The organism is Nocardia transvalensis NBRC 15921, from assembly GCF_000308875.1.
Taxonomy (GTDB): Bacteria; Actinomycetota; Actinomycetes; order Mycobacteriales; family Mycobacteriaceae; genus Nocardia; species Nocardia transvalensis.
Genome location: NZ_BAGL01000011.1, coordinates 32,233 through 45,050, shown reverse-complemented (window position 1 = coordinate 45,050; position 12,818 = coordinate 32,233). Strand labels below are relative to the sequence as shown.

The 12,818-nt window shown below is 69.2% G+C and carries 13 protein-coding genes; 6 read left to right on the top strand and 7 right to left on the bottom strand.

What is annotated here, in order from left to right:
* The 4 genes from ON41_RS05100 to ON41_RS05085 all read left to right on the top strand — a co-directional run.
* A partial coding sequence (locus ON41_RS05100; RefSeq protein WP_040745606.1) for an enoyl-CoA hydratase-related protein occupies positions 1–997 on the top strand: 997 nt, incomplete at its 5' end.
* A 110-nt stretch (positions 998–1,107) separates the two neighbouring features.
* Positions 1,108–2,028: an MHYT domain-containing protein gene (locus ON41_RS05095; protein WP_306307772.1), complete on the top strand. Its 921-nt coding sequence runs from the start codon at positions 1,108–1,110 to the stop codon at positions 2,026–2,028.
* Between the two features lie 197 nt (positions 2,029–2,225).
* Positions 2,226–2,456, top strand: coding sequence for a hypothetical protein (locus tag ON41_RS05090; RefSeq protein WP_040745591.1), 231 nt, complete (start codon positions 2,226–2,228; stop codon positions 2,454–2,456).
* A 12-nt stretch (positions 2,457–2,468) separates the two neighbouring features.
* Positions 2,469–3,695, top strand: coding sequence for an epoxide hydrolase family protein (locus ON41_RS05085; RefSeq protein WP_040745590.1), 1,227 nt, complete (start codon positions 2,469–2,471; stop codon positions 3,693–3,695).
* A gap of 6 nt (positions 3,696–3,701) precedes the next feature.
* On the opposite strand, the gene ON41_RS05080 is transcribed toward ON41_RS05085, so the two are convergent.
* The 3 genes from ON41_RS05080 to ON41_RS05070 all read right to left on the bottom strand — a co-directional run bounded on the left by ON41_RS05080 (position 3,702) and on the right by ON41_RS05070 (position 6,261).
* Positions 3,702–4,472 carry a C40 family peptidase gene (locus ON41_RS05080; protein WP_306307771.1) on the bottom strand — a complete coding sequence of 257 codons (771 nt, stop codon included), beginning with the start codon at positions 4,470–4,472 and terminating at the stop codon, positions 3,702–3,704.
* Positions 4,473–4,687: 215 nt separating this feature from the next.
* Complete coding sequence (locus tag ON41_RS38785) at positions 4,688–5,536, bottom strand: hypothetical protein (protein WP_051160984.1); 849 nt, start codon at positions 5,534–5,536, stop codon at positions 4,688–4,690.
* Positions 5,536–6,261 (bottom strand): ParA family protein, encoded by a 726-nt coding sequence (locus ON41_RS05070; RefSeq protein ID WP_157185361.1) that lies wholly within the window; start codon positions 6,259–6,261, stop codon positions 5,536–5,538. Before ON41_RS05070 ends, ON41_RS38785 begins: the two co-directional genes overlap by 1 nt.
* 329 nt (positions 6,262–6,590) lie before the next feature.
* On the opposite strand from ON41_RS05070, the gene ON41_RS05065 reads away from it, so the two are divergent.
* Entirely contained in the window at positions 6,591–7,484 is an 894-nt protein-coding gene (locus tag ON41_RS05065; protein WP_040745587.1) for a DMT family transporter, read from the top strand.
* Here ON41_RS05065 and ON41_RS05060 read toward each other — a convergent pair.
* The gene (locus tag ON41_RS05060; RefSeq protein WP_040745585.1) at positions 7,468–8,901 is read right to left on the bottom strand and encodes an amino acid permease; all 1,434 of its coding nucleotides are present in this window, start codon (positions 8,899–8,901) and stop codon (positions 7,468–7,470) included. The genes ON41_RS05065 and ON41_RS05060 overlap by 17 nt on opposite strands.
* A 164-nt stretch (positions 8,902–9,065) precedes the next feature.
* On the opposite strand from ON41_RS05060, the gene ON41_RS05055 reads away from it, so the two are divergent.
* Complete coding sequence (locus tag ON41_RS05055; protein ID WP_040745583.1) at positions 9,066–9,698, top strand: DJ-1/PfpI family protein; 633 nt, start codon at positions 9,066–9,068, stop codon at positions 9,696–9,698.
* Between the two features lie 6 nt (positions 9,699–9,704).
* Here ON41_RS05055 and ON41_RS05050 read toward each other — a convergent pair whose 3' ends face one another.
* The 3 genes from ON41_RS05050 to ON41_RS05040 all read right to left on the bottom strand — a co-directional run bounded on the left by ON41_RS05050 (position 9,705) and on the right by ON41_RS05040 (position 12,818).
* Positions 9,705–10,103, bottom strand: a complete 399-nt coding sequence (locus tag ON41_RS05050) for an FHA domain-containing protein (protein ID WP_246829451.1) — start codon at positions 10,101–10,103, stop codon at positions 9,705–9,707.
* A 143-nt stretch (positions 10,104–10,246) separates the two neighbouring features.
* Positions 10,247–11,191: a PP2C family protein-serine/threonine phosphatase gene (locus tag ON41_RS05045; RefSeq protein WP_051160983.1), complete on the bottom strand. Its 945-nt coding sequence runs from the start codon at positions 11,189–11,191 to the stop codon at positions 10,247–10,249.
* Positions 11,192–11,621: 430 nt separating this feature from the next.
* Positions 11,622–12,818 carry a hypothetical protein gene (locus tag ON41_RS05040; protein WP_040745600.1) on the bottom strand — a complete coding sequence of 399 codons (1,197 nt, stop codon included), beginning with the start codon at positions 12,816–12,818 and terminating at the stop codon, positions 11,622–11,624.

Here is a 12,818-nt window from a genome sequence, read left to right as displayed (position 1 = left end):
CACCCGCGACGGCGCGGTCTGCCGGGCCACGGTGGACGGCGCGGTGTGGCTGCCGCAACTGCGGCCGCGCCGCAAACCCGGCGGCCCGGCGACGTTCAAGCGGCCCGCCGCGGACGTCCTCGGTCCCGATCTGCTCGCCGGCGTCCCGGAGGTTCCGGTCACGCCCTTCGAGGCCAGTGGCCGCGACACCTGGTCGGAACTGCGCTACTACGAGCAGGGCGAGGTCGGCTATCTGGAATTCGCCTTCTCGGGCGGCGCGATGAGCACCGACCAGTGCCAGCGCCTGCTCGCGGCCTACCGGCAGGCGTGCGAGCGGCCGGTGAACGTGCTCGTGCTGGGCGCGGCGCGGGACTTCTTCTCCAACGGCATCCACCTCAATGTCATCGAGGCGGCGGCCGATCCGGCCGAGGAGTCCTGGCGGAACATCAACGCGATGAACGACCTGGTCGAGGCGATCCTGACCACCACGGACAAGCTGGTGATCTCCGCGCTGGCCGGCAACGCGGCCGCCGGCGGGGTGATGCTGGCGCTGGCCGCCGACGAGGTCTGGTGCCGCGAGTCGGCCGTGCTGAACCCGCACTACCGGCTGATGGGCCTGCACGGCTCGGAGTACTGGACCTACACGCTGCCGCGCCGGGTCGGCGGCGATCTGGCCGATCGGCTGACCAGGGAGACGCTGCCGGTCGGCGCTCGTGCGGCCGGCGAGATCGGGCTCGTGGACCGGGTGGCCCCGGGCAGCGCGGCAGAGTTCCGGGACTGGGTATGCCAGGAGGCCGCTGAACTCGCGTCCGGGTCGGAACTGGCGGACCGGCTGGTGGCCAAGAAGCAGCGCCGTGCGGCCGACGAGGCGGCCAAGCCGCTGGCTGCCTACCGGGATTACGAACTGACGCAAATGCGCCAGAACTTCTACGGGGCGAACGAGCCGTACCACCAGCTACGACGAAACTTCGTGCACAAGGTGCGTCCGCAGGTGACACCGACGCACTTGCTCGTGTGAGCCGCCGCGCCCGCCTCCGCGAAGGTTTCACAATGCAATCCCCAACGACTACTCGGTTGAACTATCGTCCGGTAACGGATTGATTACTGCTATTGCATTTGGAGTGCGTAGTGCTGGAGCTCGACCATTTCAACCATGGGCTGCTGACGCCCATACTGGCCTACCTCATGTCGTTCATCGGCTCGGTGCTGGGCCTGCGCTGCGCCGTCCACGCCCGATCGTCGCGCTGGCCCGGCGGCTGGCTGATCGCCGCCGCCGTGGCCCTGGGCGGCTGCGGTATCTGGGTCATGCATTTCACCGCGATGCTCGGCTTCTCCATCCAGGGCACGACCATCCGCTACGACGTGCCGATGACGCTGCTCAGCGCGGCCATCGCGATCGTGGTGGTGTGGGCCGGGCTGTCCATCGTGGTGCGGGTGCGGCGGGAGATCCTGGCGCTGCCGCTCGGCGGGGCCGTCACGGGTATCGGTGTGGCGGCCATGCACTACCTGGGCATGTCCGCGATGCACGCGGGCGCGCACGTCGAATACGGCGTGGGGCTGGTGGCGCTGTCGCTGGTGATCGCGGTGGTCGCGGCGACCGCGGCGCTGTGGTTCATGCTGCACGTCCACGGCTTCGGCGCCACGCTCGGCGCGGCGGTGATCATGGGCCTGGCGGTGTGCGGCATGCACTACACCGGTATGGCGGCCATGAGCGCCCACCACGGCGACCACAGTGTGGTCACCCAGGGCGTCGAGCCGGTCGAACTGCTCACGCCGCTGATCATGACGGTCACGCTGGTCACCATGATGCTGATCGTGCTGGTCGGGCTCGCCGAGGTCGATACGCCGTCGCGCAGTGAGGCCGCCGAACTCGAGGAGCACGCGAAGGACAGCGGCCACAGCTGGCCGCGCATGGACCCGTTCGCCGACGCCCCCGCGCCGACCCAGTCGGCACGGGCCCCGATGCAGGCGCCGCAGCAGCCGGTGCCGACGTCGGTCAGCCTGCGCGCCTCGAGTAGCCGGGCGGCGGACCACCGGCCACACCACTAACCCACCCCACTCTTTCTCCGGCATGCTTGTGGCCGGAGTCCACCTTCGGCTGTGGATTCCGGCCACAAGCATGCCGGAAAATGTAATGGCGGCCAGGATGTCGCTCGCGGATCGCCTCCCGGTTGCGCGCGGGCCGGGCGGGCTGTGCTGGAATCAGGGGGACCAGGTGCGGGCAGCGACAACGAAAGTCACTCGAGATGGGCAAGGTGTGGCGGCGTAGGCAGCCGGACGACGATTTCGGCCTGCTGGTGACCGTGGCTACGGTCTTCGACGAGACCACGGCCGGTGATGTGCGCCGACTACTGGCCGAGCACGGCATCCGGTCCACCCGGGGCCCCGACGGCCGCGCCCGCAACCGGATGCGCATCCTGGTCTTTCCCGAGGATGCCCGCCGGGCGTACGACGTGCTGTTCCTGCACACCAGCTGAGCGGAAGCGACGATGACCGACACTCGATTCCCGTTGTCGCCCAGCCCCATTCACCTCTCCGACCAGGTCCTGAACGATCTGCGGCAGCGGCTGGAACTCACCCGGTGGCCGGTGGACGCGGGCAACGAGGACTGGTTCTACGGGGTGAACCGCGACTACCTCCAGGGCCTCGTCGAGTACTGGCGCACGGATTTCAACTGGCGCGCGGCCGAGGCGCGGATCAACCGCTACGAGCACTACCGCGTCGACATCGATGATGTGCCCGTCCATTTCATGCGCCGGCCGGGTGCCGGCCCGAACCCCACGCCCCTGATCCTGACGCACGGCTGGCCGTGGACGTTCTGGCACTGGTCCAGGGTGGTCGACCCGCTGGCGGATCCCGGCGCCTTCGGCGGCGATCCGGACGAGGCGTTCGACGTGATCGTCCCGTCGTTCCCCGGATTCGGATTCTCCGTCCCGCTGCCCGATCGTCCGGATATGAACTTCTGGAAGGTCGCCGATGTGTGGCACCGGCTGATGACCGAGACACTCGGCCATTCCCGCTATGCCGCCGCGGGCTGTGATGTCGGCGCATTGGTCACCGGTCAGCTGGGGCACAAGTACGCCGACGAGCTGTACGGCATCCACATCGGGTCGGGCCTGAAATTGGATCTCTTCACCGGCGATCGAGCCTGGGATTTCAGTGGCGGGCAACCGATTCCGCCCGGCCTACCCGCCGACGTGCACGCCCGCGTCCTCGAGTTCGACCGCCGCTTCGCCGTCCATCTCGCCGCGCACATGCTCGACTCCAGCACCCTGGCGATCGGGCTGTCGGACTCCCCCGCGGGCATGCTCGCGTGGATCCTGCGGCGGTGGAAGAGCTGGAGCGACAACGGCGGCGATCTGGAGAGCGTGTTCAGCGCGGACGACTTGCTCACGCACGCGACGATCTTCTGGGCCGAGAATTCGATCGGCACCTCGATGCGCACCTACGCCAACAACAATCGCTATCCCTGGACCCCGTCCCACGGTCGGCGGCCGCCGATCGAGGCGCCCACCGGCATCACCTTCGTCGCCCACGAGAATCCTCCGGGCGTCACCACCGAGGGCCGCGTCGAGCACTTCCGCGGCACCGATCGCGCCGGCTGGTACAACCTGGTGAACGTGACGGCCCATGATCGAGGTGGTCATTTCATCCCCTGGGAGATTCCGGACGAGTGGGTCGCGGATCTGCGGCGCACCTTCCGCGGACGGCGGTAGCGCGGGTCAGAATCGCCGGGCGCCGCTGGCGGGCATCATCGACAGATCCGACATCACCACGCCCGTGCTGTTGGTGCCCGCGTGGATGACCTTGCCGTCGCCGGCGTAGAGGGCGGAGTGGCCGCCGCCGTAGAACGAGACCATATCGCCGGGTTCGAGTTCGTCGAGGCCGACGGGCGTCCCGGCGGAGAGCTGGTCGTAGCTGGTGCGGGGCACGTCGACACCCGCCTGCCCGTAGGACCACTGCACCAGGCCCGAGCAGTCGAAGGCGTCGGGACCGGCCGACCCGTAACCGTAGGCCGCGCCGAGCTTCGATTCCGCCGCCTCGACGGCGCGCTCGCCCCGAGTCTTCTCGGGTGTCGCGGCCGGAGCGGACGGGGCGGGCATTCCGGGGAGGCTTTCCGCCTCGGGGACGCTCGGTACCGCGGGTGCGGAGAACAGGGACCGGATATCGACTCCGGGGAGGGCGGACTGAAGATTGTTCACAATTCCGTCGACAGGCGATTCCACCGGTGGCGCACTCTCGGGAGCCGACGCCTCGACGGCATCCTCGCCGGGGACGGTGACCATGGTGCCGGGTATTTCCGCGGGGGCCTGGAATTCGATCGGCACCTCTATCGTCCCGATTCCCGGAACGGACAGCGGCTGTGCCGATGCCTGCCCGGTCGTCAAGAGTAGAGCGCCGACGGCACCGAGAACGACCGCGCCGGCCGCCAGTGCCCACCAGAGCATCCGCCGCAGAAAGCGGGAATATCGGGGTTCGTCTGTTCCTGCCATGATTCGGTCCTCCGATCCTTTCGGACAGTCTTGAAAACCTCACGGTGTTCATATCCAGCGGATCCGAGGGGCAATGATTCGCCCGCGTCAATACGAATGCAAGGAAATAAGCGGACATTACCGATAACAAGACGATAAACAATAGAAAACCGTACGATCTCGAAAGAATGCCCCGCATCGGATTGTTTCCGATGCGGGGCATTATTCATTCGTACTCAGGCGGTGATTCGCTCCTCGATCTCCGCCGCCATGGTGCGCAATTTCGCCGCGAATTCCCGCGCCGCGGCGGGGTCGCCGGTGGAACTCTTGACCACCCGCCGGGTGAGCGCGGCCAGCCGGGTCTCCACGGAACCGAACAGATCCACCGGGCGCTCGGCCGGCTGTTCGCTCACCTCGCCGCGCAGCCAGGCCTGCAACCGCCGCACCGCCTGATCCTTCTCGAAGCGCTCCGGCAGCACCGCCACCGCCTCCCGCAGCTTGCCCGCGGTGATCTTCACGTCACCGGCCGCGAGCGTGGCGTAGAGGGTCACGGCCGCGTCCTCGCCGTGTTCGGCGGCCACCGGCAGCAGCTCCCGGATCTGGCCCTCGTTGATGCCGGGCGCCATCGGATGCAGTTTGGCGGCCAGCGGCCAGGCCCGGATCAGCTTGTGCGCGTAGGAGCGCTGCATATCCCATCGCTGCTCGACGTAGTCGTCGAACGTGGCGTGGTCGCTGCGGTAGAGCCGCCCGTCGCGCACGATCTGCAATGCGCGCCCGGCCGCCCAGAACGCCAGGCGCAGCGTGCCGATGGAGGATTCGCACGCCGACAGCTGCGCCTGTTCGCGCTCGCTGAGCGGGCCGTCGCCCGCCGCGGGCAGGGGCATGGTCAGCACGGTCGCCGCCGGATCCGGCGCGGCGGCCGAGTCGGCCGTCACCACGCTCAGGTTCCGCTCCGCGCGCCGCCATTCGGCATCGCGCAGCGGGGAGACGGGCGGGGTGTGCTCGGCCGCGTCGTCCAGCGGATTGACAGCGGCAGCGGCGGCGGATTTCCCGCCCAGGACGGATTTCCTGCGTTGTGGAGGCATCAGGCGGGCACCCCCAGCGCGATGCGGTAGGGCGCGACCAGCTCGTCGCCCACCTGCCGGTATTCGCCCAGATCGTGCAGTGGATTCTCGGCACCCTCGCCGACTTCCCCATCGGCGGCTTCCCGATACCACTTCCAGGCGCTCGAATAGGATTCGAACACCTCGTATCCGGCGCCCTCCAGCTGAGACCGCTGCATGCGGTATTCGGTGGAGATGTTGACGCCCTTCTTCATCGTCACCGGAACCTTCGTCATCAGGACCCGGACCCGGATTTCGCGCGCCGCGTCCACGGCCGCCTCCTCGGCGGCCCGATAGGTACTGGGCACTCGCTTCACCTCCGAGGGACTCACGCTCGTCAACAACACGAGCTCGTCGGTCGAGGGAACCGCGGCCTTGAAGATATCCGCCGATTCTCCTCCGGCATCCACGATGATCACGTCGTAGTCCGCGGCATTGTCGGTGATGCAGTCGTGGACGTGCCGCGAGGGAAACGCGATCAGCGTGAAGGGAACATCTATTCCTCCCTTCTGCAACCGCCGATACCAGGAATATCCGGTCTGACTCAGCGGATCGGCATCGATCACCAGTACTCGCAGATCGTGTTCCCGTGCGAAGTAACCGGCGAGAAAAAAGGCGGAGGTAGTTTTCCCCACGCCGCCCTTCAGATTCCCCAGTGTGACCACCAAGGGTTTCGGCAGATCCAGTGGTGCAGCAGAATTCGTCACAACGATCCTCCTTGAATGAGGAGAGCAACACTCTGTGCCGTCGACAGTCTTACACGGATGTAAGTTCGATTCCGAGATTTGCGGAGATCTCGCTCGGTGTGTCCAATTGTACCCAAAGTAGACAACCGAGTTGACTACTATGGCAATCCGCCCGCCACCGCTACAGTGGCCTCCGTGCACCGAATCTTCACCGTCACTCCGCCCCCCGCCTTCTGAGCGGGGTAGTTCGCGAGCCGAGCGGCGGTGCCGCCCGGCCGGTTCGTAGCACCTGAGCGTCAACTCCCCCGCGTCGTCGTCCCCTTCTTCTTCGACGCAGGAGCAACACACCCATGTCGGTCGACCTGGTCGCCACGCGCGACCGCTCCGCCGCGGCCCTCATCGCCGCCGGAATCCTCTGGGGCACAGGCGGTCTCGCCGGTTCCCTACTCGCATCCCACGCGCAGCTGCATCCCCTGTCCGTCGCGACCTACCGTCTGCTGCTGGGCGGCGGCCTCGCCGTGGCGCTGCTCGCCGTCTCGGGCGGGCTGCGGGCACTCCCGCGCACCCGTGCCGCGGGCGCGCGGATCCTGCTCACCGGCGGCCTGCTCGGCTGCTATCAGGCGAGCTATTTCATTGCCGTCCATTACATTTCGGTCAGCTTGGCCACGATGGTGACGATCGGGGCGCTGCCGGTGTTCGTCGCCGCCGGTGCGGCCGTGCGCGACCGGGCCCGGCCGGAGCGGACGACGCTGCTCGCCATCGGCATCGCGCTGCTCGGCCTGGCCCTGCTCACCTGGTCGCCCGGCGGGCGGATCGGCGGCTGGGAGCTGGCCGCGGGCGTGGCCTGCTCCCTGTTCGCGGCAGCGGGCTTCGCGGCCATGACCTTGGTGACGGCCACGCCCGTAGCGGGGCTGGATCCCTTGCGCACCACGGCCTTCGGCATGCTCACCGGCGGCCTGCTGCTCACCCCGGCGGCGCTGGCCTTCGGCATGGCCCTGCCCCTGCGGCCGGGCGTCCTGCTCACCGCGGCCTACCTGGGCAGCGCGCCGACCGCGGTGGCCTATACCGCCTACTTCCGCGGCCTGCGCACGGCCGCACCGGTTTTCGCGGCCCTCGCCGCGCTGCTGGAGCCGCTCACCGCGGCCCTGCTGGCGGCGGTGGTCCTCGGTGACCGGCTCGGCGCGCAAGGGTGGTGCGGCGCCGCCTTGCTGATCGCTGCCCTGGCGATCAGCTCTCGGCGGTAGATTTCGGCACGCCGCCGCCGGTCGCCAGCAGGGAGTGGCGGCGGCTGTAGCCGACGTAGACGATCAGCCCGATCACGAACCAGATGGCGAAGCGGGCCCAGGTCTCCGGCTTCAGATAGGTGATCAGCCAGATCGAGAAGCCGATGCCGACCAGCGGGACGAACGGCATGAGCGGGGTGCGGAAGCCGCGCGGCAGATCGGGCTGCCGGTAGCGCAGCACGATCACCGCCACGCACACCACCACGAAGGCCAGCAGAATGCCGATGTTGGTCAGCTCGGCCGCCTCCCCGATGGGCAGGAAGCCGGCGATCACCGCCGAGACGATGCCCGCGATCCAGGTGATCCGGGTCGGCACGTGCCGCGTCGGGTGGGTCTTGGCGAACCACCGGGGCAGCAGGCCGTCCCGGCTCATCGAGTACCAGATCCGGGTGACGCCGAGCATGAACGTGAACAGCACCGTCATGATGCCCACGATCGCGCCGGCCGCGATCAGGCTGCCCAGCCCGGACAGGCCGACCGATTCGAACGCCGACGACAGGCCGCTCTTCGGGTTGATGTCGGTGTAGCGCTGCATACCCGTCAGGACCAGGCAGACCAGCACGTACAGCACCATCGAGATGGCCAGCGACAGCAGGATCGCCTTGGGCAGATGGCGTTTGGCGTCGACCGACTCCTCCGCCGCCGTCGACATGGCGTCGTAGCCGAACACCGCGAAGAACACCGTCGACGCGCCCGTCACCGCGCCGCCGAAGCCGAACGGGAAGTACGGCGTGTAGTTCTCGTGCTTGATGTAGAACGCGCCGGCCACGATCACCACGATCACGACCACGACCTTGATGACCACCACGACGGTCTCGAACCGCGCCGCCGCCTTGATGCCACGGTTGAGCAGGAAGGCGATCAGCAGGCACAGCAGCGCCGCGAAGAGATCGACGTGATGCCCCTCGCCGGTGCCGGGCGCGCCGAGCATCCACGCCGGCAGCGACAGGTCCAGCTGCTCCAGCAGGAACGAGATGTAGCCGGATATGCCGATGGCGACCACCGCGACGATGGCCGTGTACTCCAGCAGCAGATCCCAGCCGATGAACCAGCCCACCGGTTCGCCGAGCACCGCGTAGCCGTAGGTGTAGGCCGATCCGGCCTTCGGGATCAGGCCCGCGAATTCGGCGTAGGACAGCGCGGCTGCGGCGCTGGCGACGCCGGCGATCAGGAAGGAAATCAGCACCGCGGGTCCCGCGGTGTCGTGCGCGACCGATCCGGCCAGGGCGAAGATGCCCGCGCCGATGATGCCGCCGACACCGATCGCGGTCAGTTGCCACAGGCCGAGGGCCCGCTGCAACCCGCCGGCGGGCTCGTCGTCGATCAGTTCGATGGGTTTGCGCCGGAAGATCTCGCGCATCGCTGGACTAGCTGGCATGTGGTCGCTCCTTGTACTACCTGGTCGGGGCAGTGTAAATGTGAGCGGTAACACCGCGCTTGTCCAGCTCCATGAATGACTTTCGCCGATTTCATCCGGTAGGACAAGCCGAACACCGCCCCGATGTGCATCCCAGCGACCCGAACCCTCGACGGAAGGCAGTCATGCAGATCGCGATCGTGCTCTACGACCAGTTCACGGCCCTCGACGCCGTGGGCCCCTACGACGTGCTGAGCCGGCTGCCCGGCGCCGAGACGGTCTTCGTCGCCGAGCAGCTCGGACCGGTGCGCAACGACAGCGGAAGTCTCGCGCTGGTCGCCGACCGCACCCTGGCCGAGATGCCGCACCCGGATATCGTCCTGGTGCCCGGCGGTCCCGGGCAGACGCCGCAGATGGACAACGCCCGGCTACTGGACTGGCTGCGCGCGGTCGATGCCACCAGCACGTGGACCACCTCGGTCTGCACCGGTTCGCTGCTGCTGGCGGCCGCGGGGCTGCTGCGCGGGCGGCGGGCCACCTCGCACTGGACCGCCCTGGACGAGCTGACGCGATTCGGCGCCGAGCCCACCCACGACCGGGTGGTGACGGACGGCAAATACGTGACGGCCGCGGGGGTTTCGGCCGGGATCGATATGGGGCTCACGCTGTCCGGACGGATCGCCGGGGATACGCACGCCGAGATCGTGCAGCTGCTGATCGAATACGACCCGCAGCCGCCCTACGATGCCGGGTCGCCGCGCAAGGCGCCCGCGGAGATCGTCGAGAAGTTCCGCGCAGCAAGCCGTTTCGGGGAATGACGCGCGTCAGGCCGATTCGCGGGTGACCGTGATGGTGGTCCAGCCGCCGACGTGGATGCGGTCGCCGCTGCGCAGCGGGATCGCGGTCTCGGGCTCGATGACGTCGTCGCTGCCGTTGAGGCTGGTGCCGTTGGTCGAGCCGAGATCGGTGACGGTGACGGTGTCGCCGTCGATGTGCAGGCGGGCGTGCGAGCGGGAGACGCCGATATCCACCGGGGCTGTCCCGAGATCGATCTCGGGCAGCAGGCCCTGGGACGCGCTGTGCTTGCCGATCAGGAAGTCGTTGCCGTCCAGGGGGATTCGACGCTCGGGATAGAATGACGGGAATTCCACCCGCTCCGCATCGGGCCCCTCGCGTGCCCGCATCCGATCGAACAACTCCCGGTCGGCCGTGATATTCGCCACCCAAACCCGCTTCGCAGCAACGGTTTCCATCTCCGGAGCAGCTGTTTCGGCGGCCGGCGTAGGTGTCCCCGCCATCGGCTCGGGCGTTCCCGCCGCTGGGACCGTGATGCGCTGTCCTGCTTCAGGGTTCCCGGCGCCCGGACTCACGGCACACCTCCTCCCGGCAGCGGCACGAGGGCGGCGGTGATGTTATCGCTACCGCCGGAGCGCAGCGCGTACTCGACCAGATCCCGCACGGCCTGCCCGGGATCGGGCGTGGTCGCCACCGCGGCCAGGCCGTCGGGGTCGGGCAGGTAGTTCCACAGCCCGTCGCTGCACAGCAGCAGCGCGCCCGGGCCCCACACCCGCACCGTGTGCACCGCGGTGTCGGCGGGCTGGTGATCGGAATCGGCCCCGAGCCAGCGCATCAGCGCGTGCGCGCGGGGATCCCGCATCGCCGTCTGCTCGTCCACCCCGCCCGCGACCAGCAGCTGGGCGAAGGAGTCGTCGACGGTCAGCCGATGCGACGGCGTGCCCTCACCGCTCCCCTCGAGCCGGAGCCAATACGCCCGGCTGTCACCGACATTCGTCACGGTTATCTCGAATTCGCCGGTCTCGCACGGCCGCACGACCGCCGACACGTACGTGCACGACGGCGAGTGCCCGTCGTGGGTGGACACGCCGCGCACGGCCTCGAAGGCCGCCTCCAGACCGGTCAGCACCGCGTCACCCACGGCGCGGCCCGCCGCCAGTGACGCCAGGCAGGCGTCCACTCCCCCGCGCACCGCCGCGCCCGAGGCGGCCTGGGGGTCGTCGGAGGTCGAGACCCCGTCGGAGACCGCGATGACAGTCGTGGGCCCGGCCGGATCACCCAGCACCGCGGCGGCGACGGCATCCTCGTTGTGCGCGTGCACGAGTCCGCGATCGGTGATCAGCTGCACGGTCCCGAGGTCGGCCGCGCCGCGGTCGCCCGCGGAGTCGACGGTGATGTCGGGCAGGACCGCCCGGAACACCGACAGGTCGCGCCCGCATTCCTCGCAGAAGCGGTCGGCTGCCGCTATCTTCGTACCGCATTGCGGGCAGTGCAGCCCGGCTGCCACTTCGTTCACAGCGTCGACCTCGGTCTGATGGTGTCGGCGCGCTCGACCAGTTCGAAACGCGCACACATGTCGTCGGTTTCATGGGCCAGGTCACGGTAGCGGCATTCCAGGCCGGCCGATACCCACCGCGGCGCCGGCTCGAGAACGCGCCTACACACCAGGGCCGCAGAACTTTTCGCTTCGATGACGATCCTTTCGGTCCGGCCGCCGCAGTCCCGCGGCAGCTTGTCGGTGAGGCGGCCGCATTCCGGCCGGCGAGCAGCGTCTTCGCCCCGGTCCAGCAGCGGGCGCGACCGCGGACGTGCGGGTATCCCAGGGCCGGAAGCATCTCCAGAATGTAGGCGACGGCCTGCATCGGCCGCAGGTACGAGCCGTCGTCGGCGCGGCGGTCGTACCGGATCGCTGAGGACGGCCGGTGGTCGAGCGGGTTCGGCGCAGTTCATTCCCGCCTCCCCGAGGTCTCGGCTACTACCTGCTGGAAGTCCGCGACGGCGCGGGTCACGGCCGCCAGATCGCAGGGGCGGCGCGAGAGGAGGCCGGTCGCGATGCGGCCGGACGACAGCACGTCCGGGTGCTCGCTCACGCCCAGGCGGGCCGCCTTCGCCTGATAGGCCGACAGCCGCCCGCGCAGTTCGGCGCGGCGCTCCAGCAGGCCGCGCGCCAGGCGCTCGTCGGCGGCCGCGTCCGCGGCGGCGGTGTCGAGGCGGCGGCGCAATTCGAGCAGGGCCAGCGCCGCGGGCGTGGGGGCCGAGGTGGACTCGGCGACAGGCGGATTCGCCGACAGCCCGGCCAGTTCCGCGCGCAGCGCGGCGAGGTCGTCGGGGCGGACCGGCAGCGGCGCGGTCACGATCTTGGCCTCGGCCTCGATCCGGGCATCGGCCGCGCGGTCCCGCGCCTCGCGCAGTTCCTCGATGCGCTCGCGCGTGCGCGCCACGGCCACCGGCCAGTCCGCGCTCAGCGCGAGCACCTCCGTCAGGGCCTCGGACTCGCGGCGCAGGCGCTCGGCCAGAGCGTCCAGGACGGACGCGATATCGCTCTCGAGGGCCAGCGGATCGGTGGCCGACCGGCTCAGCAGCGCACGCACCTCGGCGGCGAGCGACCGGAGTTCGGCAGTGACGCCGCCCAAGTGGTCGAGCCGCGCCTGTATCGGCGACAGCCCGGCCAGCACGCGGGTATTGACCGCGTCGACGGCGTCGAGGAATTCCAGGATCTCCGGGAAGGTGGTCCGCATCCGGTCCACGGTGTCGGCGATGCCGACGAACAGCACCCGCTCGCTGTGCCCGGTGAGCGAGCGCTCGGCCAGCGGGATCGGGGTGCGGGAGACCTCGTGCGGCCGGTCGCGGAGCAGGCGGGTGATCTCGGCGCGGTCGGCGTCACCGGGGCGCTGGCGGCGCCCGCGAATGGTGCGCGCCTGCTCCAGGATCGATTGCAGCCGCCCGTAGTCCTCCCACATCAGATCCAGCAGCCGCCGCACCGCCTCCCAGCGCTCCGCGGTCCGCCCGGCGGGCGGATAGCCGCGCAGCAGCGTGAGGCCCGGATGTTTGTCCAGCTCGAGAAGTGTGCTGGTGATCGCGTCGACTTCTCGCCCCCGCGTGGATAACTCGCTGTCGATCTCGGCGACGGACAACACCTTCAT

Bases quoted from the DNA above. Each gene is read 5' to 3' on its own strand.
- ON41_RS05090 (WP_040745591.1), top strand. From the start codon at position 2,226: ATGGGCAAGGTGTGGCGGCGTAGGCAGCCGGACGACGATTTCGGCCTG.
- ON41_RS05065 (WP_040745587.1), top strand. From the start codon at position 6,591: ATGTCGGTCGACCTGGTCGCCACGCGCGACCGCTCCGCCGCGGCCCTC.
- ON41_RS05040 (WP_040745600.1), bottom strand. From the start codon at position 12,818: ATGAAGGTGTTGTCCGTCGCCGAGATCGACAGCGAGTTATCCACGCGG.
- ON41_RS38785 (WP_051160984.1), bottom strand. From the start codon at position 5,536: ATGCCTCCACAACGCAGGAAATCCGTCCTGGGCGGGAAATCCGCCGCC.
- ON41_RS05060 (WP_040745585.1), bottom strand. From the start codon at position 8,901: ATGCCAGCTAGTCCAGCGATGCGCGAGATCTTCCGGCGCAAACCCATC.
- ON41_RS05055 (WP_040745583.1), top strand. From the start codon at position 9,066: ATGCAGATCGCGATCGTGCTCTACGACCAGTTCACGGCCCTCGACGCC.
- ON41_RS05085 (WP_040745590.1), top strand. From the start codon at position 2,469: ATGACCGACACTCGATTCCCGTTGTCGCCCAGCCCCATTCACCTCTCC.
- ON41_RS05080 (WP_306307771.1), bottom strand. From the start codon at position 4,472: ATGGCAGGAACAGACGAACCCCGATATTCCCGCTTTCTGCGGCGGATG.